Origin of the sequence: Collinsella aerofaciens, assembly GCF_964243765.1 — a bacterium.
In the GTDB taxonomy this organism is placed as follows: Bacteria; Actinomycetota; Coriobacteriia; order Coriobacteriales; family Coriobacteriaceae; genus Collinsella; species Collinsella aerofaciens_BU.
Genome location: NZ_CAXTGI010000001.1, coordinates 289142 through 311846, shown reverse-complemented (window position 1 = coordinate 311846; position 22705 = coordinate 289142). Strand labels below are relative to the sequence as shown.

Below are 22705 nucleotides of genomic sequence, written 5' to 3'. Positions count from 1 at the left end.
GTCCCATGGCATCCAAATATTCCATGAACGACCGTCCCAGCTGGCCGCGCCGCGCCATCGTTACCGCCGGCGAGCCCTACGGCAACAAGGGCCTGCACTTTGGCCACGTCGGTGGCGTCTTTGTCCCGGCCGACTTCTTCGCCCGCTTCCTGCGCGACCGCCTGGGCCGCGAGAACGTCATCTTCACCTCGGGCACCGACTGCTACGGCTCGCCCATCATGGAGAGCTACCGCAAGCTCAAGGAGAACGAGGGCTACGACAAGTCCATTAGCGAGTATGTCGAGTCCAACCACTCCCGCCAGGCCGCGACCCTCAACAACTACAACATCAGCTGCGATATCTACGGCGGCTCGGGCCTTGAGCCGGCTGCGCAGATTCACAACGAGGTGACCGCCGAGATTATCAAGCGCCTGCACGAGCAGGGCACCATCTCCAAGCGCTCCACGTTGCAGTTCTACGACGCCAAGGCCGGCACGTTCCTCAACGGCCGTCAGGTGATCGGCCGCTGCCCCATCCAGGGCTGCAAGTCCGAGAAGGCGTACGCCGACGAGTGCGACCTGGGTCACCAGTTTGAGCCCGAGGAGCTCATCGCGCCCAAGAGCCAGCTCACCGGGGAGGTGCCCGAGCTGCGCCCAGTCGACAATCTCTACTTTGATCTGCCGGCCTACCTCGACTTTATGAAGACCTATACCGCCAAGCTCGCCCAGAACCCGCAGGTTCGCTCCGTGGTCTCCAAGACCATGGAGGAGTGGCTGCTGCCGGCTCAGCTCTACATCCAGAACAAGTTCCGCGAGGCCTTCGATGCCGTCGAGGACCAGCTCCCCGAGCACACCGTGCTGGAACCCGAGGGCAACAAGAGCAGCTTTACCGTCACCTTCCCCAGCTGGAAGGAGCGCGACGACGCCCACGCGGTGCTCGCCAACGGCGGCGTGCGCTTCCGCAGCGGCAAAGCGCTCGTGCCCTTCCGCATCACCGGCAACATCGACTGGGGCGTTCCGGTACCCGAGGTCGACGGCGTCTCCGACGTCACCTGCTGGTGCTGGCCCGAGAGCCTATGGGCGCCCATCAGCTATACGCGTACCGTGCTCGCACGCGATGCCAAGGCCGCCGGCGTGACCGAGGGCGTCGCCGCCCGGGATGCCGCCCTCATGGGCGAGCCCGCCGCCGACTCCACGCAGGTGCCCGCACCCACCTACCAGCACAGCTCGCTCGACTGGCGCGACTGGTGGTGCTCTGACGACGCTCAGATTTACCAGTTCATCGGTCAGGACAACATCTATTTCTACTGCATCGCGCAGACCGCCATGTGGGAGGCCCTGGGCTGGGACCTCACGCAGAGCACCGTCAGCGCCTGCTACCACCTGCTCTACATGGGCAAAAAGGCCAGCTCGTCCTCGCAGACGCCTCCCCCGCCGGCAGACGACCTGCTCAACCACTACACCTGCGAGCAGATGCGTGCGCACTGGCTGTCGCTCGGCCTGTCCGAGAAGCCGGTAAGCTTTAGCCCCAAGGCATACGACACGCGTGTGACCGGCAAGGACAAGGACGGCAACGAGGTACGCGCCTGCGACGACAAGCGCGTTATCGACCCGGCCCTTAAGGAGAGCGCCCTTTTGACCGGCGTGTTCAACCGTCTGGCCCGCAGCTGCTTCTACGGCGTCGCCGTCAAGGAAGGCGACGAGAGCCCCTACCGCAACGGTTGCATCCCCGCCGGTGCCGCTTCTGACACCGTGGTCGAAGCCGCCCAGCAGGCAGCCCTCGCCTTTGAGCAGGCCATGTACAAGTTCGAGACGCACCGCGCGCTTGCCGTGTGCGACGACTACCTGCGCGCCGCCAACAAGCGCTGGAGCGACGCCTCCAAGGCCGCCAACAAGCTCGAGGGCGAGCCGGCCAATGCCGCGATGACGCAGGCCCTTGTCGACGCCTTTACCGAGCTGCGCGTGGCGACCGTCCTGATGCACGGTATTGTGCCGGCCGGCTGCGAGCTTATCTGCGAGTACTTCGACGTCGACCCGGTCGCTTTCTTTAGCTGGGATAACATCTTTGCCTCCACGGACGAGTTCGTGGAGATCCTGGGCGAGAAGCCCGGCGAGCACCGCGTGAAGCCGCTGCCCCCGCGCTTCGACTTCTTTAGCAAGCACGAGAGCCAGTACTAAACACTCGACATGTAATGGAATGGGAAGGAAAGACGGATGTCCAAGCCGCGTCGTCGTAAGCAGAAAAAGCAGGTCAAGGCCGAGCTCAAGCTCAGGCAGTTTGCCGCCACCGAGCTTTCCGACCAGCTTGCCGCCCTTCCTTGCGCCGCCGACCTGCCGCGCTTTATGGTCGACACGGTCGCCGGCGCCTATGCGCCCGCCGATGCCGAGCTCATGATCGAGGGCTTCGGCGCCGCGGCCACACGCCCGGTCACGCTGCGCGCCAACACGCTCAAGGCAACCGCCGAGGACATCGCTGCGGCGCTCGATGCCGCCGGCATCGCCCACAACGCTGTCGCCTGGTACCCGGACGCCTTTATCCTGCCCGAGGCCCAGGTTTCCGATCTGTGGGATCTCGACATCTACCGCGACGGCAAAATCTACCTGCAGAGCCTGTCGTCCATGATGCCGCCGCTGGTCCTGGGCGCACAGGCAGGCGAGGACATCCTGGACATGTGCGCAGCCCCCGGTGGCAAGACGACGCAGATCGCCGCCCTCACGCAGGGGCAGGCGCACCTTACCGCCTGCGAGATGAGCATTCCCCGCGCCGAGAAGCTCGAAGCCAACCTCCACCGCCAAGGCGCAAAAAACGTGCCCGTCATGCGCATCGACGCACGCGAGCTCGACGAGTTCTTCCGCTTTGACCGCATCCTGCTCGACGCCCCCTGCACCGGCACGGGCACCGTCATCAGCGGCAACGAGAAAAGCCTGCGCGGCCTGACCGAGCAGCTGCTGAGCAAGTGTGCCCGCTCGCAGCGAGCACTTCTGGACCGCGCCATGGGAGCCCTTAAACCGGGCGGCACGCTCGTCTATTCGACTTGTTCGATCTTGCCGCAGGAAAACGAGGACGCCCTGCAAGAGGCCCTCGACAAGCACATGGATTGCGAGCTTATCCCCCTCGACGGCACGCCGAGCGAAAGTGAAACGCGCCGTGCTCAGGAAGTTGGCGAAGAGCCACGCATCGAGTGCAACGCCCTCACCGAGGCCATCGCCGCCAGCCACGTCTCGTCCGTCGCCAACGGTATGCCCGGCACGCTGACCATTCCGCCTAGCCGCGACTTTGAGGGCTTCTACATTGCCCTGATCCGAAAACGCAGCTAGCGCACGGATCCAAAACTCAACAAGCTATCTCTGTGCGCGTTTGCCCTGCTGGTCGCGATGCTGTTTAAGCATCGTGCGCTCCTTGCGTTCGGCCCTTTTGCCCTTAATGGCCGTGACCACAAAGTAGATGACCGCGGCGGCTACGATTGCGCCCACGCATAGGCCAATCGAGCCCAACATTGCCGAAAATTCCATACCGCGTCACCTCTCTTTTAAACGGGACTTTCAAGATAGCACCTCGATCACCGCCACCACAGCTCCTTCACGTTCGCCGGCCCTTCGGTCTAACGGATGGCGCGGCGGGGAAAAATCAACTCGTCAAACGATTTAGCAAGCACAACGCTGCCGGCACCCTGCCGGCCGTCATCACATAGAATCGAGCCTACATGGATACCCTCAACGATCTAAATGAGCGCGTCGACGCCTTCGTCGGCACCAGCTCCTTCGACACGCCTGCCGCGGCAAACGATCAAGCCCCCATCGATGTGCCCGCCGAGGTTCACGAGGATATCGTCGCCTCAGTCGATTTCTCCGAGGTCGAGCTCGCAGACGAGTTCACCGAGCCCCAGGTAGCCGTGACCCCCAACGGACTGCTTCCCATGGAGCCGCTGCCCATCGACGGGCGCCTGCGCAAGGCGGCCCTCCGCATGCCCGACGAGATTGAGGAGGCCAGCGGCTTTACGCTCTTCGGCCGTCGTATCAAATCGCTCATCTACACCACCGACGTGGCTGTCATCCGCAACTCCAATGCCGATGCCGTCTTTGCCGTTTACCCCTTCACGCCGCAGCCGGCCATTACGCAGGCGCTGCTGACCGTCGCCGAGTGCCCGGTCTTCGTAGGCGTGGGCGGTGGCACCACCACCGGCAAGCGCTCCGTTCAGATGGCAGCCGTCTCCGAGATGCAGGGCGCGGCGGGCTGTGTGGTCAACTCCCCCGCCACCGCCGAGATGGTCGAGCACATCACCAACATCGCCGACATCCCCGTCATCGCCACGGTCGTACGTTGCGACGACGATGCTCACGCCAAAGTGCGCGCCGGCGCCAAGATCCTCAACATCGCCGCTGGTAAGAACACGCCGCAGGTCCTGCGCGAGCTGCGCGAGCACTATCCCAACCTGCCGCTCATCGCACCGGGCGGCAAGACGCCCGAGAGCATCCGCGAGACCATCGCCGCCGGCGCCAACGCCATCATCTGGACGCCGCCTTCGGCACAGCAGCTACAGACCGACATGATGCAGCGTTATCGCAAGATGAAGGAAGACGCCACGCCCGTTATCTCGCGCGACGATGTGCCCATTATCGACCAGGTCGCCGCCGCCGAGGTCAGCCAGGTCGAGAACATGAATCCCGACGTGCCGATTCCCGACGAAGTCATCGAGCGCGTCGCTTCGATCCACGAGCGCGTCGAGGAGCGTCGCGCCAACCGCGGCCTCAAGCCGTCACTGCACGGCTTCTTCTTCCGCGGAAAGAAACGCTAGCAAAACATCTTGGCCCGCCCCACAAACGTGAGGCGGGCCGTTTTCGTTTGAGCGATCATGCGGCGATGTGATGGGGCAAATTAATCCACGCGCTTGTCGCCCATAAAGAAGAGCGCCACCGTACCAGGTCCGGTATGCGAGCCAATCAGAGTACCGATGTTATTAATCTCAATCTTGCCTTTAAGCTGCGGAATCTGTTCCTCGATCAGCGCCGCAACTGCCTCGGCATCCTCGCGGCACGCCGAGTGCGACATGACGCACTTACCCGAATAATCCGCACCGTCCTGCACGTGTGCCATCATGGTCTTAGCCATCTCGGAAATCGCGCGCTTCTTAGTGCGAATCTTCTCACGTGGCGACAGCCCACCTTCGCAATCGACCGTCATAAGCGGGCAAATCTTAAGCGCCGTGCCGATGATCGCGCCCGCAGCCGAAATACGACCGCCGCGCAGGTAGCTCGACAGATCGGTCGAGAAGAACCAGTGGTGCAGGTTGAGCTTGTGCTCCTCGATCCAGGCAGCCGTCTCGTCGAGTGAAGCCCCGCTATCGCGCACGTCGGCGGCACATTCCGCCAGCAGGCCAAAGCCCGAAGACGCCGCCAGCGAATCGATGACGCGCACCTTGCCGCCCTGGGGATAGCGATCCGCGAGCATCTGCGCCGCAACGCAAGCCGAGCCATACGTACCCGAAATACCCGACGACAACGTCAGGTGCAGCACGTCTTTACCCTCGGCAACAAGCGGCTCCCAAAACTCCTCGTACTCACCCACGCTCACCTGAGACGTCTTGGGCATGGCGCCCGCGGATATCTGAGCAAAAAACTCGTCCGGCGTAATCGACTGATACAGATCGTCCGTATAGACAACATCGTCGATCTCGTAATGAAAACACACGACAGGGATATTGCGCGATTCAAAGAACCCCCGAGTTCGATCGGCGGCGGATTCACAGGTCAGGACAAAATCACTCATATGAGGCTCCTTACTCATTGCTGCGCAAATTATCGCACAGTGAGCCTACATACGGTACATATGTCCACTATTTACCAAATCGAACCAATAATAGCGAGCATCTTTACCACCATCGTCTCCAGCGACCCCACGCATAAATATCTGAGAAAACACCTTCTGTCGTCTCCACCCAACCGCCATATCTACCTCAACTAAATCGATTTACCAAACCGTTCGGCCAACAATTCGACCTCCCACCCCCAATCGAAACAAAAGCGGCGCATACTGATAAACGTTTGACGCTGTTTATCAGTTTTACCAACCCCATCGGAAGGTGTTTCATGGTCGCATTCGATCGCAATCCGCAAGACTTCAAGTATCTGCGTCTGCTGTCGAAACAATTTCCCACCGAGCAATCCGCGTTTACCGAGATCATCAATCTCTCGGCCATCCTCAACCTGCCCAAAGGCACCGAGCATTTTATGAGCGACGTGCATGGCGAGTACGAAGCCTTTATGCACATCCTCAACAACTGCTCGGGTGTCGTGCGCGAGCATGTCGACGAGATTTTTGGCGACACGCTTTCCTTTGACGAAAAGGGCGAGCTGTGCACGCTCATCTACTACCCGCGCGAGAAGATCGAGCTGGTCCGCAGCCAGCGCGAGGACTCGCCCACCTGGTACAAAACGATGCTTGACCAGCTCATCATGGTCGCTCGTTCGCTTTCAAGCCGCTACACCCGCTCCAAGGTTCGTAAGGCCATCCCACGCGATTACGCCTACATCATCGACGAGCTGCTACACACCCATCCGGATGAGAACAACTATCGTGTGCGCTATCACGAGCGCATCGTGGAGTCCATCCTGGAGACCGCAAGCGCCGACGACTTTATCGAGTCGCTCGCCTCGCTCATCAAGCGCCTGGCCGTCGACCACCTGCACCTGGTGGGCGACATCTTCGACCGCGGCGGCGGCGCGGCCAAGATTATGGACCGTCTGCTCACCTACCATTCACTCGACATCCAGTGGGGCAACCACGACCTGCTGTGGATGGGCGCTGCGGCCGGTGAGCCCGCCTGCATCGCCACGGTGCTGCGCAACAACCTACGCTACGACAACTACGAGATCCTGGAGAACGACTACGGCATCTCGCTGCGTGAGCTTGTCGCCTTTGCCGATGCCACCTACACCGCCGGTGAGTCCATCACCCCGCTGATCAAGGCCATCAACGTCCTACTCTTTAAGCTCGAGGGTCAGATTATCCAGCGCCATCCCGAGTTCGACATGACCGACCGCCTGTTACTCGACAAAATCGATCACGACACCGGCACGGTCACGCTCGCCGACGGCAGCGTGTGGCCGCTCACGACCAATGACTTCCCCACCGTCGACCCGGCGGACCCCTATTCGCTCACGCCCCAAGAGCAGCACATCATCGACAAGCTCGTGTCCGAGTTTGTCACCGCCGATCACCTGCATCGCCATATCGATTTCCTCTATTCCCACGGCTCGATGTACAAGGTCGCCAACGGCAACCTGCTGTTCCATGGCTGCGTGCCGCTCAACGAAGACGGCACCTTTAGCAGCATGAACTGCCTGGGCACCTGGCACGCTGGCCGCGATTATCTCGATTTTTGCGACCACATCGCCCGCCGCGCCTGGCGCGTGGGCGACCGCGACGCTCTCGACTGGATGTGGTACCTGTGGATTGGCTTTAACTCACCCGCCAGCGGACGCCTGGTGCGTACCTTTGAGCGCGCCTATATCGCCGACAAGAGCACCTGGGTCGAGCCGATGGACCCGTACTTTACGCTTACCAAGTCGCCCTCGGTCTGCGACGACATCATGCGCGAGTTTGGCGTCGCGCCCATGGCATGCTCACCGACCGGTCACATCATCAACGGCCACACGCCCGTCAAGACCACCAAGGGCGAGCAGCCCATCCGCGCCGAGGGCAAGCTGCTGGTCATCGATGGCGGATTCTGCCGCGCCTACCATCCCAAGACGGGCATCGCCGGCTACACGCTTATCTCGAGCTCGCGAGGGTGCCGCCTCAAGTCGCACCAGGCCTTTACCACCGTTGCCGAGGCGCTCACCCGCAACATCGATATCGAAAGCGAGACCAACCGCTTTGACGAGGCCGACCGCCGCCGCATGGTGAGCGACACCGATACTGGCGCCAAGATCCGCAGCCAGATCCAGGACCTACGCCAACTGCTCGATGCATATAGAAACGGTGCTATCGAGGAGCGCGCCTAGCTCCACCCGCGGGGATTGGCTAAACTTGCTGGGTTTGTCATCCCCACGGCGCCCCAGCGCCACCCTAAGGCAGGTACCATGCAAAAGCTCCTTGCGCAGATTATGAAGTTTGGCGTCGTCGGCGTCATTGCCACGGTCATCGACTTTGGCATTATGAATCTGCTCCACTACGGTCTGGGCCTCAACATCCTAATCGCCAACACCAGCGGCTTTATCGTCTCACTCATCTTTAATTACGTCGCCAGCATGAAGTACGTGTTTGCGCACAAGGAGGGCATGAGCCGCCGCCGCGAGTTCATTATCTTTGTCGTGCTGTCCATGATTGGTTTGGTGCTCAACGACGGTATCGTGCTGGCGCTCAACGCCGGTCTGGGGCTCGAAGCCAATATCGCCAAGATTTGCGCCACCGCGCTTGTCATGGTCTACAACTTTGTGACCCGAAAGATCTTCCTGGAGGGCGACGAGACCAAATAGCTCGACACCCCTGCAGCATTACGGCGCCCACGGACGACGCGCGCTCAGCGCAGTATCGTCCGTGGGTGCCGCTCGTTTACGGGCAAATTTTCAACGTTTGCGGATTAGCACTTGATAATTTGGCGAGTTCGTATAGTTCTTGGCAAAGACCTTACGTTTCCCTTGCAAAAGCTCTAAAGTATCCTCTGCTCGATTCATCAACGCATTGGATGTGATTACGTGCGCAAGGCACTGGCACAACCTCATACTAAGCAGTTCCTCAAGTTCGCTGTCGTGGGCCTTATCTCCTTTGGCATCGACTGGGGTATGCTCATTGCGCTCGTCGAGCTGTTCCACCTCGACTTTTTGATGAGCACCACGGTCTCGTTCATCACGTCCGTCGTGGTCAACTACTGGCTCAGCATGAAGTACGTGTTCGACCACCGCGAGGGCATGAGCCGCAAGCGCGAGTTCACGATCTTCACCATCCTGTCGGTGATCGGCCTGGGCCTCAACGACCTATACATGTTTGTGGGCGTCACGTTTTTGAGCATCGGCTACCAGGCCATGAAGGCCATCGCTACGTTCCTCGTCACCTGGTACAACTACTTCAGCCGCCGTTTCTTCCTCGAGGGCGCACGGTCGTAGTCGATTCGCTATTTGCTTGAATGTATAACCGGTTGGAATTCCCATTCCAACCGGTTTTTTGTTTGCCGAGAGACCCGGCACCCCAATCCCATTCGCATGAAAAACGGGCGGCCCGGATGTTTGTCCGAACCGCCCGTCTGGCGCGCTATGTCGAGGCCTCTAGCCTGTAACGTAATACCAGACCACGTTGTCGCCGTTGGAGAGAACGTAGTTGCTGCACGCCGTCATGGGCGTTGTGCCGTTGACGGAGTACATCCAGCCGCTCGTGCCGCCGTACTGTTTCTCGGCCAAACCACCAATCGCGGAGACATACGTGCCGTACGACGAGCCATGTGCGTTGACAGAAAGGCCCAGCGCGCACAGGGCATCGTAGACGGTAGCGCCTTCGTTAAAGGTAAAGGTGCCACCAGAAGACACAGGATTGCCCACAGCGCTCGATGTGACCGAAACCGTCACTGTTATGTAGCTGGACTCCTGCGAGCCGCTCTGGCCGCCCGAGGAGGCGTTTCCACCATTAGAGGATGAGGCTCCATCAGACGACTGGCCACCGCCAGACGCATTGGAAGTATCACCGGCTCCCGTATTTTGGGCAGCGGATTTATCGCTAGACTTCTTGCCATCCTTGCCTTCGGACTTTTTGCCATCCGAGCCCTTGTTTGACTCCTTGTTTGAAGACTCGGAATCGTCCTTGGACTTGGACTCATCAGAATGCTTGGACTCATCTTTTGCGTCATTCGATGACTTGGAATCCTTGGAACTGGCCTCGCCCGAAGTCGTAGTCGAGCCAGACACCTTGGTGTCCTTGGTGACGACGCTCTCCCCCGTCACGGTCTGAATGATCCAGTCGATAGACCAGGCACCGCTTGTGGAAGGATGGACGAAACCCAGCGAGACGACGATCAGAATGGTGCACGCGGCAGTCAGAACGCCGAGGAGCGCCTTGCGGCGAGGGGCGGACGCCGCCGAAGCGGCGCCCTTTTGCTTTGCATCGTCAAGCTGGATAAACGAGGAATCTGGTTGCTTGGGGTCAGCGTCCTTGGATTTATTGGACACAGCCCTCACCTACCGACGTTTGGTGAACACGAACACGCCGACGATGGCGAGACCGATGACGCCGGCGGCGATGCCGACGATGGCGAGCGGGTTGGTGCCAGTCTCCTGCTCGGAAACACCAGAGGACTTCTTAGCAGTGGTCGTGGATGCAGCACCCGTATCGGACTTGGAATCGGACTTCTTGTCGGACTTGCTGTCCTTCTTGTCAGACTTCTTCTCGTCCTTCTTATCGGACTTATCGGAGTCCTTCTTGTCGGACTTGTTGTCCTTGGTCTCGGTCTTGGTCGACACCGTCGTCTTGGTCACCGGCTTCTGACCCGGGGCGATAGCGCCGCCGGCCTGCTGGCCCTTAGAGCCGGAGCCGGAACCCGTGCCAGTGCCAGCGCCAGCACCGGAACCGTTGCCAGCGCCACCGTTGCCACCATTAGTGCCAGAACCGCCATTGCCGCCAGGGTTAACAGCATTCTTGGTCCACTTGGCATACAGCGTCAGATCGGCCGTCACCGGCGTACTGAAGTCATACGCCTGCGTGCAAGCCTCATCGGTGAACCAACCGCCGAAAGTGTAGCCATCGCGCGTCGGATCGGCCGGCTTGACCAGCTTGCCGTCGGCCGTAGCAACAAACTTAGTGTCGCAAGCAGACCCGCCGTTGGAATTAAAGGCAACCGTCCAAGACTCAACAGCCCCCAGCTTGAACAGAGTACCCGAATCATTGATGTAGTACAGGTTGCCAGAAGCATCGGCAATGACCGGAGAGTCACAGTACTGGTAATGGCCGGCCGCATCATAGATCTGCGTCGCCTCTGCATCGCCGAGCGTATAGCGATACACGCCACCACCAGCAGAGTAGTTGACGTAATCCTTGCTATCCGCGCTGTTCACGGTGAAGTACACATAGGTCTTGCCGCCCTGAACACTCACCAGCGGAGTAGCGGCAATACCGTTGAGGCCAGCCGGCAGCGTCTTGCCGTCGGCAGCAGCGACCATCGTGGTCTTGTCCGTCTTCAGGTTATAGAGAACCAGAGCAGAGCCCGTAGCCGTCTGTCCGCCGACAATCAGATTGTCACCAGACACCGCAGGGGCGCTCAGATTATTCGTAAGGCCCAGATCAACCGTCTTCTGTTCACTCAGCACGCCCTTTGCCGAAAGCAAAATCACATGGAGCTTTCCGTCGTGCGTCATCTGATAGAAGGTCGAACCATTGGACGGATCGGCAATGCAATCGGCATTTGCGACAGCGCCGAGCTTCATGGTCGAAACGACATCGCCCGTCGTCTTATCAATGCACTTAAGCGTGCCCGCGCTCGTAGGAACAATGGTGTACTTATCCGTCAGCGCAGCGCCAGTCCAATAATAGCCCTCGGAAGGGTCAATGTTCTGCCAAGAGACTTCGCCCGTGGCAATCTTGATACGCTTCAGGGAGCCGTTGCCGTAGGTCGCGTTGTAATTCTCGTCATACGAAATATCGACCGAGCCTACATAGACGTACTCGCCGTCCGAAACGACGGTGCAGGAGCTCTGCGTCAAGTCCGTCAAACCAGGCGTCAGCCACTTGCAGATCAGCTTGTCTGCAGTAATCGCCTGGACCGCACCGCCGTTGAGCGGAACGATGATAAGGCCATTGGTATAGATCGGACGAGAGGTATAGCTCACCTTGGAGGCAAGCGGCGCAGAGGCAACCTTTTTGCCCGTGGACGAATCGATCTTAATGAGCTCGTTCTCGGTCGCGATGTACACAAAACCGTTAGCAATGACAGGCTCGCTGCAGTTGGCATACTGCTGACCAGACTCGGCCTTCCAATCGAAGGCCCACTTAAGACCGGCGGCCTGCGCAGGCGTCTTGGCGTCCGTAACGGACGTACCGTTGCCGCTGTTGCCGTAGCCGGCCCACTCGGCATCCCAATCAGGAGTCGTCGCACTCGGGTCCACGACAATCTTGTCGGGATCGGGCATGGGCGAATCGTCGGTGGTATAGGCAAGCATAACCTTATCGCCGCTCTTGAGCGTAATCTGGTTGGCGCAGAGTAAGGAGGGCTCTCCATTGATATACAGGTGCCAAGATTTATTGGTCGCAGCATCCCAGGCATACGGCTTGTGATCGAACGGCGAGTTGATGGAATTGAGGAACCAGTACTCACCACTCTGGGAGCCGTTGTACGTAACGCCCTTGGCCTTCAGGACCGTCTCAATAAGGTTCTGGGCAGTAGAGCCTTCGGGCAAAGAAACACTGCTTGCCGAGCCCCAGCAAGTATTGTTGCCGTTGACATCGGGGCCGACAACATCGACAGACCCAAGAACCTGACCGGGGAGGGCATCGGCGTCAGCACCATACATAAAGGTGACGGCGTCGCCCTCTTGGAGCTCGTAGTTGCCGGCACCGACCGTGGCGGACTTGCCATTTACATAGAATTGCCAATAACTGCGGGTCGCAGGATCATACTTATAGGTCTTACCGTCAAGCGGCGATTTAATGCCGCTGAGGTACCAGCCCCAAGACTCTTCACTAGCAACGAGATCAAGACCAGTCTGCTCCAGCAGATCCTTGGCAGTAGAGCCCGCCTTGAGACTCATCTGACCCGTCGAAGCCCAAACCTGCTGCTTGCCGTCCTTGTCCTTACCGAGGACCTGAACGGAAGCATGGACAGAATCGGAGGGCAACTGGTCGCCCCAGCCACCGTAGAACCACGTAACGGTATCGCCAGCATGAATGGTGACATTGTCTGCCGTGCAGTCGCTCGACTTGCCGTTGATGAACAGCTGCCAATAGGTCGAATAATCGAGCGGCTTACCCAGCTCAACGCCGTTGTACTTAAGGCTCAGAATGAAGGAGCCCGCAACAACGGCATCGATGTCATTCGCCTCGAGCGCGACCTTCGTAAGGTCAAGTGCGTTCGAGCCGGACGTCACCACATACTGCGCGTTATCGACCCAAGTCTGAGTCTTGCCCTGGGCATCGCGACCAATGACGGTCACATTTGCGGCAACCTGGTCCTTAACGACAGGGGACGAGCTACCAGCCGTATAGGCAAACTCAATCTTCTGCCCCTGGGTGAGCTTGACGCCGCTCGCGCCAACCGAGGAAGACGCGCCGTCAACAAACAGCTGCCAGTAGGCATAAGTCGCCGGATCGAAGGCAAGCGTGCGGCCATCGCTCGGGGACGTGATGTTTTCGAGGTAAAAACCGTATGCCGTGTTCGGATCGTATTTCGCCTTGAAGCCCACCTTCTGCTGCAGCTTAACGAAGGCGTCCGCAGCCGTCGCGCCCTCGTCGAGCTTGAGTTGCGTAGGTGCCACCCAGGTCTGAGCCTTGCCGTCGGCATCGATGCCGATAATCGAGAACGAGACCTCGACTTGCTTCTTGGCGACATCGCCGGTTTCTGTCGGGTTCTCTGTCTGGACGGCAGTCGCGGCGGCAGATCCTGCTTGGCCAGCGGATGCCGTCGAAGACCGCTCGCTCGCGGTAGGGTTCTCCCCCGTCGCCGAGCCCTCGTCGCCAGTTGCCGCCTCTGTTGTGGCGGCACTAGCTGCAGGCGCGCCCTCGGAATCCGAAACCTCGGCCTTACCCTGGTCGGCAGCACCGTCCGCGGCCCCCGTGCCCTCACTCGGCGTCGTAGCCTGAGCCACAGCCTCGGCAATGCCCTCGGCGCCCTCGGCCCACAGCTGAGCCGGCGTGGTGCCAAAGGCCATCGCGAAGGCCAGGAATGCCACCAGGCCGCGCTTAGCTACACCGCGTGCAATCGCGCCACGGCGATGCAACGAGGCGCGCTCGCGCTCGCCCTCAAACATATCCATTTGTCCCCCATTGTCTGTACTTGGAGCGTTGCCTTGAGGCTGCCCCACGTCATCGCGCATGTTGCGCTCGAGTTCCCCCATCGGGGTCCCCCTTCCCTCCAGAGCCCTATGCACACCGGCGGCATACGCCGCAGCCGCATGCAAGATGGGAGGCGATCCGACTTAACCTTAACGACTCGGGCACGTCGTCCGATCTGCGACGCGAACATCCCGAGCCAAGAGGAATTACGGTTACTGGTACAGCCGGGGACTTGCACCCCAATTCTCCCAAACGCGCAGGTAAACCGCGCATTCGTGCGTCTCCGCACCACCATCTAGGCCATCGATTATTACCGTCAAAATGGTATCACGCAAAAGGGCCTCGCACGCAGGCGAAGCCCAAGGTAAAAGCTATTGTTTGCGATAGGAAAATGCGGTGACGGTCGCGGCCTCTAGTGCTTGCCGCCGTGACTGTTGAGCCAGATATTGCGGCCCAGCATAAGCGCCAGCACCAGTGCGCTGACGTAGCCCATAAAGCCAATGACCGGGATACCAAACACAACCGGCTCGATGCGCGCGTAGTACACCACCGACGAACCGATAAACAGGCCAGCAATCACAATTGCCATCGACATACGGTCGATAATTCCGCCCAGCTGTCGCAGCGCCTTATCGCTGCTCATGATCTGCGTGTTCACCTTAAGCTGGCCGCGCGTGAGCATGCGCGAAGCCAGGCCAAGATACTCGGCCGCCTCGAGCGAGCCCTTCGCCGCGCGATAGCTGCTCGCGGCAAGATCGCGCCCCATGTCGCGCACGCGCGTATAGGTGCTTTTCTCGTTTTTAATGTGCGTTTGGATGATCTGGATCATGTTGACGTTGGGCATGTACTCGGTCAGCAAACCCTCGAGCGTCACCATGCCGCGCGCGAACATCGTTACCACGCTCGGCAGCTCAACGTCGTTTTTGCGCGCCAGGTTTAACAGCGAGGTCAAAAACTCGCCGATATCCAGATCCTTCAGGTCAAGGCCTGCAAAGTCAGCCACGATAAAGTCCAAATCGGACAAAAAGGCCGAATGATCGAGCTCAGCCGAGTCGCCACGCGTCACGGCGAAGCGCATGAGCGAATCCTTGAGCTTGGGCACGTCACCCTCGGCCACGGCGAAAATCATGTCCTTGACGATACCGCGATCGTGACTCGACATGCGTCCGACCATGCCCAAGTCGATAAAGTAAACGATGCCGTCCTTGAGAATAATGTTTCCCGCATGCGGGTCGGCATGGAAAAAGCCGTCATCGAGCACCTGCGTCGAGTAATCCTCGACGATTGCGGCACCGATCTTTTCCAAGTCATAGCCCTCGGCCACCAAGCGTTCAGGATCGGCGATCGAAATGCCGTCGACGTAGTCCATAACCACCACGTGCTCGGTGCACAGGTCCAGATAGGATTTAGGGCACGTCACGCCATGAACGCTCTTATGGAACTCGTAGAAGTCGTTGAGGTTTTTGGCCTCGGCCAAAAAGTTGGTCTCCTCGCGAAACGAGGTCCACAACTCCTCGACTACGCCGTGCAGGTCAACGAATTGATCGGTGTTGACGAACTTGGAAACGATACGCACCACCGAGCGGATGATATCGATGTCCTGTGCCATAACCTGCTGCGCACCGGGGCGCTGCACCTTGACGGCCACGTCCTCGCCCGTCACCAGACGAGCGCGGTGCACCTGCGCGAGCGATGCGCTACCAAGCGGATTGGGGTCGATCGCATCGAACATCTCCCCCAGGCGCAGGCCGTATTCTTCTTCCAGACAACTGAGTACGACCTCGTACGGCACCGGCTCCACGTCGGAGCGCAGACGACGTAGCTCGTCGCAAAAGCGTTGCGGCAAAATCTCGGACCGGTTGGCCAGAATCTGCCCCATCTTGACGAACATGGGGCCGAGTTCCTCAAGCAGGCGGCGCAAACGAACCGGCGTGAGGTTATCCCACACACGGTACTTTTTGACCAGGCGAACAATCTGCCCGATGCGTTCGCGACGACCCGCCGGCGTGAGCTGGTATTCCTCGTCCGGCGCCATCGCGTCGGGCTCCTCGGGGACCATATCGACAGCGCGCGGCTTCTTGCGAGCGCCCGAGACGGCGGCATCGACCTCATCGACAACCGCCGCCTCGTCACCCAAGGGATCTAGATTGTTGTAATCGGTGGTGGAATCTGCCATCTGCGCTGCTACTCGGCCTCTTCGGTATCCTTCGCATCGTCGGGCTCAACGGACTCGACGGGCACCGAGGTCACGTTGTCCTCGACCGAATCGACGATGTCGCGCACATGGGCCAGGAAGGCCGTGCGCTCGGGCGCGGTCATAACGCGGACGCGGGCAAGGATGAGTTCGTCGAGCACGCGCTGGGCCGCGGTCTCGCCCTGCATGCCCAAGCGCTCGGTCAGATCGGAGATGGTACCACCGGCCTGCTCGAACATGTCGGACACACTGCGGGCGATATCGGGAGCGCCTGCGTCCTTGCGCACCTGCTCGCCCTTGGTATTAAGGTCGTCGAGAACCTTCTTGCCGCCTTCGACAGCAACGGCGGCAGCGCCAAAGCCCACGTTAATGGCGCCGTTAACAAGCTGATCGAGTTTCATAACCATGGTTGTCTCCAATCACAAACAACTGCATTGGCGTTCTTGTACCCAAGATTGAGTGAAAGCGACAAAGCGTTTTAGCGCTATTCAACCGATAGGGAATCCCTACCTCACGTTATCGTTCATTGCGAAGGAGTTCTTCATGGCGCAGCTCGTGGTGTAGAGCACCTTGCCCAACAGAGCATCGGTTTCTACACGAACACGCTCGGCAAAGGCCTCGTTGGCGCGTGCAAGCTCGGCGGGCACCTCGGCCTCGGGCAGAACGGCTACGGCAGCGTCGACGTCATGGATCTGCTTGTGGCCCATGCCGCCGACTTTCTCCTGGTAGTCCTCGACGGCGCGACCGCACTCGTGGAAACGGACATCGGCCAGGGCGCCGATCAGGCGGTTGGCCCAGTAGAAGTTCTCGGACGTCACGCGAGCCTGGGTGCCGGCGTAGTACTCGGGCATGGTCTCGACGTTGGCGTACAGCGGAACCAGTGCGTTAAACGAGTTGGAGCCAAAGGCCATCCACTGCACGGCGCGGTAGGCCGGCTGCGCATAGGGACGCAGCTGCAGTATGGCGAGCTGGCTGTTGCGGTTGATGCCGATGGGGCGATAGGCGCCGCGTGTGGCGGGCGTGCCCTTGCTGCCGTAGCAGTCGTACTCCGTGCCCTGGTAGTGGCTCGAAAGCACGTACTTAATGTCCTCGATGGTCACCTTGCGCTCGGGCACGCGGCTCCAGGGGATGTCATCGCTCTCGGGCGTGTAGTCGGCCTCGGGACCGTCCCACACATCGCTGGGGTTAAGGCAGCGCTGCATGTACCACGCGCGCGGCGTGTTGTAGACGTGGTCGCTGTCGCTGTGCGAGCCAAAGGCCTCGCGCGGGTTGAAGACCGTCGCCGGACCGTCGCCCTCAACGCCCAGCGTCAAGTCCAGATGCCACTCGGCCATCCAGGCACGCAGGTCGGCGGAGCACATGTGGTCGGCCTGGGCGCCCTCGGCGTCATCCAGGTCAAAGCTGTCGATACCCAGCTGGTTGGGCATGGTCACATAGGCGTCATCGGGCACGCGCTTGGCGATCCAGTGGTGGCCGCCGATGGTCTCGAGCCACCAGATCTCGTCCACGTCGCTAAAGGCGATGCCGTTGTTCTCGTAGGTGCCATAACGCTCGAGCAGGTCGCCCAGGATACGTACGCCGTCGCGGGCGGATTTGGCATATGGCAGCACCAGGGTCACCATGTCCTCCTCGCCCAGGCCACCGGGCTGTGCCGGAACATAGCCGTCCTCGTCCTCGTTGCCCTTGGCGGGCACGTAGTCGACGAGCGGGTCGGCGCCGCGAACGCGCTCGTTGGTGGTGAGCGTCTCGGTTGCGGACATGCCCACATTGAGCTCGTTGAAACCGGCCTCGGCCCAGATGCCGTGGCCCGGGACAACATCGGGGACGCTCGTGTAGCGCATGGGGTTATCGGGCAGTTCAACGGTCAGGTGACTCAGGACGCTCGTGTAGACGCGCGGCTGCTCGTCGGGATGCACCACGCGCATACGCTTGGGCTCAAACACCCCGTTGGACGAGTCCTCGTTGCGGGCAACCAACGTCGACCCGTCGTAGCTCGCGTTCTTACCAACCAAAATCGTTGTGCACGGCATGCGCATCCTCCTTGAGCGAAGAAATCAAACGATAACAGTGTATCGCTTCGGCGCAGAAAGGGCGAAAACACGGCGCTGGCAACCCCTGTGGTCAAAAAATGCCAAATATGAGTACTGTCACCAATTTAGTAACAGCAATTTTGCTACGTATGGGTGTCGAAAGTCTACATTTGTTCAGAAATTAGATGATTTAATTCCTCATAGGTCCAATAAAATAGGCTCTCTAACGATAATAAATATCGTTAGAGAGCCTATTTGACCTAAAATATATGTGACTATCTTGGCAACAGTACTCATATTTGGCATTTTTTGTCCACGGGGTATAGAACTAACCCCTCAAACAGCCCAAAACGCCTATTTCGATGCGCGCTCGGGGTGGCGCGCGCAGACGTGGTGTAAGAGTGTCCTGAGGTCCGTCGCTGCAAGCTCCGATGTTACTCCTTCTTGAGGCCGCGCCTCTCGACTATCTCGTCCACTATCTCCCTGGCGCGCCGCCCGAGCGCGCGGCGCCTCCCCTCTGTCGGGGCCGGCCTGTCCGCGGGCTCGGCGAAGCCCTCGGCGGCCGAGGCCTCGGAGAACACGCGCTGCTGGGACCACTGCCCCTCGGTCTCCATGAGGCTCGCGCACGTCAGGCGCAGCATCGACTCCCTCGAGGGGAAGGACTGCACGACCCTGTAGCGGCGCTTGATCTCGCGGTTGGCGCGCTCCTGGACGTTGTTGGTGCGGAGCTTGGCCCAGTGCGCCCTGGGGAAGGCCGTGAACGCCAGCGCGGAGTCCTCGGCCTGCTCGAAGACCTCGCCGGCCCTGGCGGACACCGACGCCACCCAGGGCGCCGCCTCGGCCCACACGCAGCGCGCGAGGTCGGGGTCGTCCTGGTAGACCGCGGCGTGCACGAGGTCCCTGACGGCCGCCTTGGAGTCCTCGGGCCTGCCCGAGCAGGCGCTCTGGAGGTTGCGCTGCAGGTGCGTCACGCAGCGCTGCCAGGCGCAGCCCTGGAACAGGCGCGAGACGGCGGCCACGAGCCCGGCGTGGCTGTCGGAGACCACGAGGCGAACGCCGGCCAGCCCGCGCTCGCGCAGCCCGCCGAGGAATGCCGCCCAGGAGTCCTCGCTCTCGGTGTCGACCACGTCGCAGCCCAGGAAGTGCTTGCGCCCGTCGGCGCCCAGCCCGATCGCGGTCACGACGCCCTGCGAGACGACCGACGAGCCGACCCTGCAGCTCATGTAGGTGGCGTCGAGCCACAGGTAGCAGCACGGCGTGCCCGACAGGTCGCGGCGGCGGAACTCCGCCACCTCGGCGTCGAGGTCGGAGCAGAGGCTCGAGACCTCCGAGCTCGACAGCGAGGATATGCCCAGCTTGGACGCCACGCGCTCGACCTTGCGGGTGGACACGCCGCACACGTACATCTCCTGCACGATGGCGGCCACCGAGGTGTCGACGCGCGACCATCGCGCGAGCATGCCCTCGGGGTAGTAGGTGCCGTGTCTGAGCTTGGGTATCTCGAGCTCCACGTCGCCCACGGCGGTCTTGAGCGACCTGGGGCGGTAGCCGTTGCGGCTGTTCTCCCTGCCGTCGCTGCGCTCGTTGCGGCTCGCGCCGCACATCTGCTGGGCCTCGGAGTCCATCAGCGCGTTCATCACGCCGCCCAGCACCCTGCACGCGAACTCGCGCGCGTCGCCGCACTCCTGCCAAAGCCTCGCCGCCTCGAGGGCCTCGTCGCGACCGAGGCGCAGTACACTCTCTTCTTGGGGCATCGCCTTTCCTTCCATTCGTCACCTTCATTACTCCAACGACGAATTCTAGGCGGTGTCCCCTCCCTTTCAAGAAAGGGCGGAGGCGGGGCATGCCCCGCCTCTTACACCACATCTCTGTGCGCTACCGCGCTCGGCCGCTTCGATCACGTGTTTGGCGAGAATCGCCGTTGTCACGGCGCCCACGCCGCCCGGCACGGGGGTGATGGCACCAACAACCGGCTCCGCGGCAACAAAATCGACGTCACCCACCAGCTTGCCAGCGTCCTCATCCCAGTTAATGCCCACATCAATGATCGTCTGGTCCTCGCGAACGGCATCCACGCCAATCGTGCGCGCGCGTCCAACGGCGGCAACCACAATATCAGCCGCACGGCACTCGGCAGCAAGGTCGCGCGTATGCGTATGGCACGTCGTCACGGTCGCATTGCGCGCCGTAAGCATGGCAGCAACAGGACGCCCGATCACCAGCGAGCGCCCGACCACAGCAACCTTAGCTCCATCCAGCTCAACGCCATAATGATCCAGCAAAGCAAGCACGGCTTCGGCTGTGCAGGGGGCAAAACCCTCACCGCGCCCCGAAAGCGTGGTGAGCAGCGAAGCCGGCGTCATGGAGTCAACGTCCTTGGCGGGATCGAGCGCTGCGGCGACGGCGTTCTCGTCAAGGCCGGCGGGCAGCGGGCGGAACATCAGACAGCCATGGACAGCCGAATCGGTATTGATGTCCTCGATGGCCGTCAACAGCTCGTCCTGCGAAACATCGGCGGGAAGCAAAATGCGACGAACCTCAATCCCCACTTTTTCACAGCGCTTGAGCGCACCGCGCTCGTAGGATAGGTCGTCCTCGCGCTCGCCCACGCGAACGATGGCGAGCGTCGGCACAACGCCGCGCTCACGCAAAGCGGCACAGCGAACAGCAAGTTCCTCGGTCAGCGCGCGAGCAACAGGAGCACCCTTCAGTAGCTCAGCCATGGCTATCCTCTCTTCCTTGCAGCGTCGGCGGCGCGGCGCGCCAGCGCATCGGCGCGCGGCAACCATGTGTCGAGCAGCTCATCACACGCCGTCTCGAGCTCCTCGGCACGAACGCGATCTTTCATAGACGTGGTGTTCGCAAAGAGCGTCAAGCTCGCGCCCTGCATAGCGGCACGGCAGAACACGGCGCCGCACGCCACATCGGACAGCAGCTGACGCGAACCCTTGTCGGCCATGTCCTCGAGCAGCGCCAGCGCACGCCCGCAGGCATCCATAATGCGATACGGCGGCATAGCGGCCACATGCAGCGCATCCTGAATCGCGGTCGCTCGAGCCGGATCGTCACGCGGAATACCGTACGCCGCGGACACCTGCCCATAGGCACGAACGTCCTCGGCAACCAACTCGACAAGCTCCTGGGCCAGCTCATCAGCCTGGGCAAACGCGCGCGTCAGGTCATCCGCGCGATCGGCAAGCGTGGGGTTGGTCGCGCCGTAGCGCGCGACCATCCCGCACAGCGAGGCGCCCAGCGCACCCACAAAGGCGCTCGCGCTGCCGCCGCCGGGCACCGGCTCGCGCGCGGCAAGCGCCTCGGCAAACCCGCGGCAGGTCTTGTCCATCATCTCTTGGCTCATACACATGCACCTTCAAGTCATATACATCGGTCGAGCGGCAACCGCCGACCGACCGCATCGATCACATAATGGTGCTAAGTCTAGCCCATAAGCACATGGGCGTCAGCGCACCTGGCCATCGCGGATTTCTATGGCACACGATAGGCGGCAGCGACACAAACATGGGACACATGGCCCACGTTTCGAGACTCCCGGGCAGCGGCAACTGGGGCATACATATAGGTAAGGAGCCCTATGTTGGGGCAACGCTCGCCACGACACCGGACGACGAATGGAGGAATAACCGCACAGCAAACAAAGGCATCATGTGCATGCGTAACCGCCGCCCCAGCGATCCGCGGCACACGATGTCCCTGGCAGACAAGGAGGACGCCACCATGAAGAAAAAGACCCTATCGATCCTTTCCCTTTGCATCGCCCTCTTTGCCGTGTTTGCCCTTGTCGGCTGCGGCGGGAGCGCATCGGGCGGCGGCAGCGCCTCCAAGAGCGAGAGCAAGGAAAAGGTCCCCGTCGCCAAGAAGACCGACTTTATCTGGTTTAAGGTCGAGATGCCCGAGGGCGTCGGCGTAAGCGACTCCGCCGGCAAGAATGCCGACAGGGTTCAGCTCACCTTCCCCGAAGACGAGAACGCCTCGGCCGATCGCTTTATCCCCGTTTGGAAAAAAGCGCTGACGGCCGAGGAATCCCACGCCGACCAGGCGGAAAAGAAGGGGGATACGTTCCAGTGGAAGGATGGCGGGTCCGTCGAGTATAACGGCAGGACGTGGCTCGTCGGAACATACGAGGACAACAGCGGCATCTCAACCATGCTTTTTACCGACGTTGAGCCGGGAAGCGCCTACGTCCTCATCTCGAACTTCGACCAGCACAAGAAAGAAGCCGAGACACTCCTCAACTCCATCGAGTTCCCCGACGACATGAAGAAAGCAGTTGACGAGGCACGCGAAGTCGAGATTTCGAGCATCGAGATCAAGTAACGGGGCACCCGCACGTGCCTATGCGCACCCGCGCACATGCGCTCCATTAAAACAACGGGCGCCCAACCCGGGGAGGGCCGACGACATCGGCCCTCCCCTCTTTTGTGCCCGCGTATATTGCCACTTGTCGGCGCAAATCCTGCCCCCAGAATGGGACACATGGCCCACCCGAACGAGCCGCTCGCGCGTACAGTAAAGA

At 60.8% G+C, this 22705-nt stretch carries 17 protein-coding genes; 7 read left to right on the top strand and 10 right to left on the bottom strand.

The features are described from left to right. The first annotated feature begins 5 nt into the window (after positions 1–5). Entirely contained in the window at positions 6–2156 is a 2151-nt protein-coding gene (locus ACESSC_RS01350; RefSeq protein ID WP_373160929.1) for a methionine--tRNA ligase, read from the top strand. Between the two features lie 36 nt (positions 2157–2192). Continuing rightward, a complete protein-coding gene (locus ACESSC_RS01345) occupies positions 2193–3296 on the top strand; it encodes an RsmB/NOP family class I SAM-dependent RNA methyltransferase (protein ID WP_117629594.1) in 1104 nt (367 codons plus the stop codon). Between the two features lie 24 nt (positions 3297–3320). On the opposite strand, the gene ACESSC_RS01340 is transcribed toward ACESSC_RS01345, so the two are convergent. Beyond that, the gene (locus tag ACESSC_RS01340; protein WP_156058414.1) at positions 3321–3491 is read right to left on the bottom strand and encodes a hypothetical protein; all 171 of its coding nucleotides are present in this window, start codon (positions 3489–3491) and stop codon (positions 3321–3323) included. A gap of 191 nt (positions 3492–3682) precedes the next feature. Here ACESSC_RS01340 and ACESSC_RS01335 point away from each other — a divergent pair, with 191 nt between their 5' ends. Beyond that, positions 3683–4774 carry a beta/alpha barrel domain-containing protein gene (locus tag ACESSC_RS01335; RefSeq protein ID WP_117639734.1) on the top strand — a complete coding sequence of 364 codons (1092 nt, stop codon included), beginning with the start codon at positions 3683–3685 and terminating at the stop codon, positions 4772–4774. Positions 4775–4854: 80 nt separating this feature from the next. Here ACESSC_RS01335 and ACESSC_RS01330 read toward each other — a convergent pair whose 3' ends face one another. After that, positions 4855–5745 (bottom strand): DegV family protein, encoded by an 891-nt coding sequence (locus ACESSC_RS01330; RefSeq protein WP_373160928.1) that lies wholly within the window; start codon positions 5743–5745, stop codon positions 4855–4857. A 320-nt stretch (positions 5746–6065) separates the two neighbouring features. On the opposite strand from ACESSC_RS01330, the gene ACESSC_RS01325 reads away from it, so the two are divergent. From ACESSC_RS01325 to ACESSC_RS01315, 3 genes are all read left to right on the top strand, one after another. After that, positions 6066–7982, top strand: coding sequence for a fructose-1,6-bisphosphatase (locus ACESSC_RS01325; protein ID WP_373160927.1), 1917 nt, complete (start codon positions 6066–6068; stop codon positions 7980–7982). A 78-nt stretch (positions 7983–8060) separates the two neighbouring features. Further along, on the top strand, positions 8061–8456 hold the full coding sequence (locus ACESSC_RS01320) for a GtrA family protein (RefSeq protein WP_117862045.1): 396 nt from the start codon (positions 8061–8063) through the stop codon (positions 8454–8456). A 219-nt stretch (positions 8457–8675) separates the two neighbouring features. Further along, entirely contained in the window at positions 8676–9083 is a 408-nt protein-coding gene (locus ACESSC_RS01315; protein ID WP_022095123.1) for a GtrA family protein, read from the top strand. 159 nt (positions 9084–9242) lie between these two features. Here the strand turns inward: ACESSC_RS01315 and ACESSC_RS01310 are convergent, their stop codons facing one another. The 8 genes from ACESSC_RS01310 to ACESSC_RS01275 all read right to left on the bottom strand — a co-directional run bounded on the left by ACESSC_RS01310 (position 9243) and on the right by ACESSC_RS01275 (position 21529). Next, a complete protein-coding gene (locus ACESSC_RS01310) occupies positions 9243–10136 on the bottom strand; it encodes a DUF4430 domain-containing protein (protein WP_373160926.1) in 894 nt (297 codons plus the stop codon). A 9-nt stretch (positions 10137–10145) separates the two neighbouring features. After that, positions 10146–13928, bottom strand: a complete 3783-nt coding sequence (locus tag ACESSC_RS01305; RefSeq protein WP_373160925.1) for a DUF4430 domain-containing protein — start codon at positions 13926–13928, stop codon at positions 10146–10148. Between the two features lie 431 nt (positions 13929–14359). Next, entirely contained in the window at positions 14360–16123 is a 1764-nt protein-coding gene (locus ACESSC_RS01300) for an ABC1 kinase family protein (protein WP_373160924.1), read from the bottom strand. An 8-nt stretch (positions 16124–16131) separates the two neighbouring features. Next, on the bottom strand, positions 16132–16548 hold the full coding sequence (locus ACESSC_RS01295) for a hypothetical protein (protein WP_118206541.1): 417 nt from the start codon (positions 16546–16548) through the stop codon (positions 16132–16134). 99 nt (positions 16549–16647) lie between these two features. Continuing rightward, positions 16648–18171: a C69 family dipeptidase gene (locus ACESSC_RS01290; protein WP_373160923.1), complete on the bottom strand. Its 1524-nt coding sequence runs from the start codon at positions 18169–18171 to the stop codon at positions 16648–16650. A 434-nt stretch (positions 18172–18605) separates the two neighbouring features. Next, complete coding sequence (locus tag ACESSC_RS01285) at positions 18606–19925, bottom strand: IS256 family transposase (protein WP_373160922.1); 1320 nt, start codon at positions 19923–19925, stop codon at positions 18606–18608. A gap of 66 nt (positions 19926–19991) precedes the next feature. Then, positions 19992–20894, bottom strand: a complete 903-nt coding sequence (locus tag ACESSC_RS01280; protein ID WP_373160921.1) for a bifunctional 5,10-methylenetetrahydrofolate dehydrogenase/5,10-methenyltetrahydrofolate cyclohydrolase — start codon at positions 20892–20894, stop codon at positions 19992–19994. 2 nt (positions 20895–20896) lie between these two features. Further along, the gene (locus ACESSC_RS01275) at positions 20897–21529 is read right to left on the bottom strand and encodes a cyclodeaminase/cyclohydrolase family protein (RefSeq protein ID WP_373160920.1); all 633 of its coding nucleotides are present in this window, start codon (positions 21527–21529) and stop codon (positions 20897–20899) included. A 305-nt stretch (positions 21530–21834) separates the two neighbouring features. Here ACESSC_RS01275 and ACESSC_RS01270 point away from each other — a divergent pair, with 305 nt between their 5' ends. Then, positions 21835–22506 (top strand): hypothetical protein, encoded by a 672-nt coding sequence (locus tag ACESSC_RS01270; RefSeq protein ID WP_373160919.1) that lies wholly within the window; start codon positions 21835–21837, stop codon positions 22504–22506. Positions 22507–22705: the final 199 nt, after the last annotated feature.

Coding starts and splice junctions, on each gene's coding strand:
- ACESSC_RS01350 (WP_373160929.1), top strand. CDS start 6: ATGGCATCCAAATATTCCATGAACGACCGTCCCAGCTGGCCGCGCCGC.
- ACESSC_RS01345 (WP_117629594.1), top strand. CDS start 2,193: ATGTCCAAGCCGCGTCGTCGTAAGCAGAAAAAGCAGGTCAAGGCCGAG.
- ACESSC_RS01340 (WP_156058414.1), bottom strand. CDS start 3,491: ATGGAATTTTCGGCAATGTTGGGCTCGATTGGCCTATGCGTGGGCGCA.
- ACESSC_RS01335 (WP_117639734.1), top strand. CDS start 3,683: ATGGATACCCTCAACGATCTAAATGAGCGCGTCGACGCCTTCGTCGGC.
- ACESSC_RS01330 (WP_373160928.1), bottom strand. CDS start 5,745: ATGAGTGATTTTGTCCTGACCTGTGAATCCGCCGCCGATCGAACTCGG.
- ACESSC_RS01325 (WP_373160927.1), top strand. CDS start 6,066: ATGGTCGCATTCGATCGCAATCCGCAAGACTTCAAGTATCTGCGTCTG.
- ACESSC_RS01320 (WP_117862045.1), top strand. CDS start 8,061: ATGCAAAAGCTCCTTGCGCAGATTATGAAGTTTGGCGTCGTCGGCGTC.
- ACESSC_RS01305 (WP_373160925.1), bottom strand. CDS start 13,928: ATGGATATGTTTGAGGGCGAGCGCGAGCGCGCCTCGTTGCATCGCCGT.
- ACESSC_RS01300 (WP_373160924.1), bottom strand. CDS start 16,123: ATGGCAGATTCCACCACCGATTACAACAATCTAGATCCCTTGGGTGAC.
- ACESSC_RS01295 (WP_118206541.1), bottom strand. CDS start 16,548: ATGGTTATGAAACTCGATCAGCTTGTTAACGGCGCCATTAACGTGGGC.
- ACESSC_RS01290 (WP_373160923.1), bottom strand. CDS start 18,171: ATGCCGTGCACAACGATTTTGGTTGGTAAGAACGCGAGCTACGACGGG.
- ACESSC_RS01285 (WP_373160922.1), bottom strand. CDS start 19,925: ATGCCCCAAGAAGAGAGTGTACTGCGCCTCGGTCGCGACGAGGCCCTC.
- ACESSC_RS01280 (WP_373160921.1), bottom strand. CDS start 20,894: ATGGCTGAGCTACTGAAGGGTGCTCCTGTTGCTCGCGCGCTGACCGAG.
- ACESSC_RS01275 (WP_373160920.1), bottom strand. CDS start 21,529: ATGAGCCAAGAGATGATGGACAAGACCTGCCGCGGGTTTGCCGAGGCG.
- ACESSC_RS01270 (WP_373160919.1), top strand. CDS start 21,835: ATGTGCATGCGTAACCGCCGCCCCAGCGATCCGCGGCACACGATGTCC.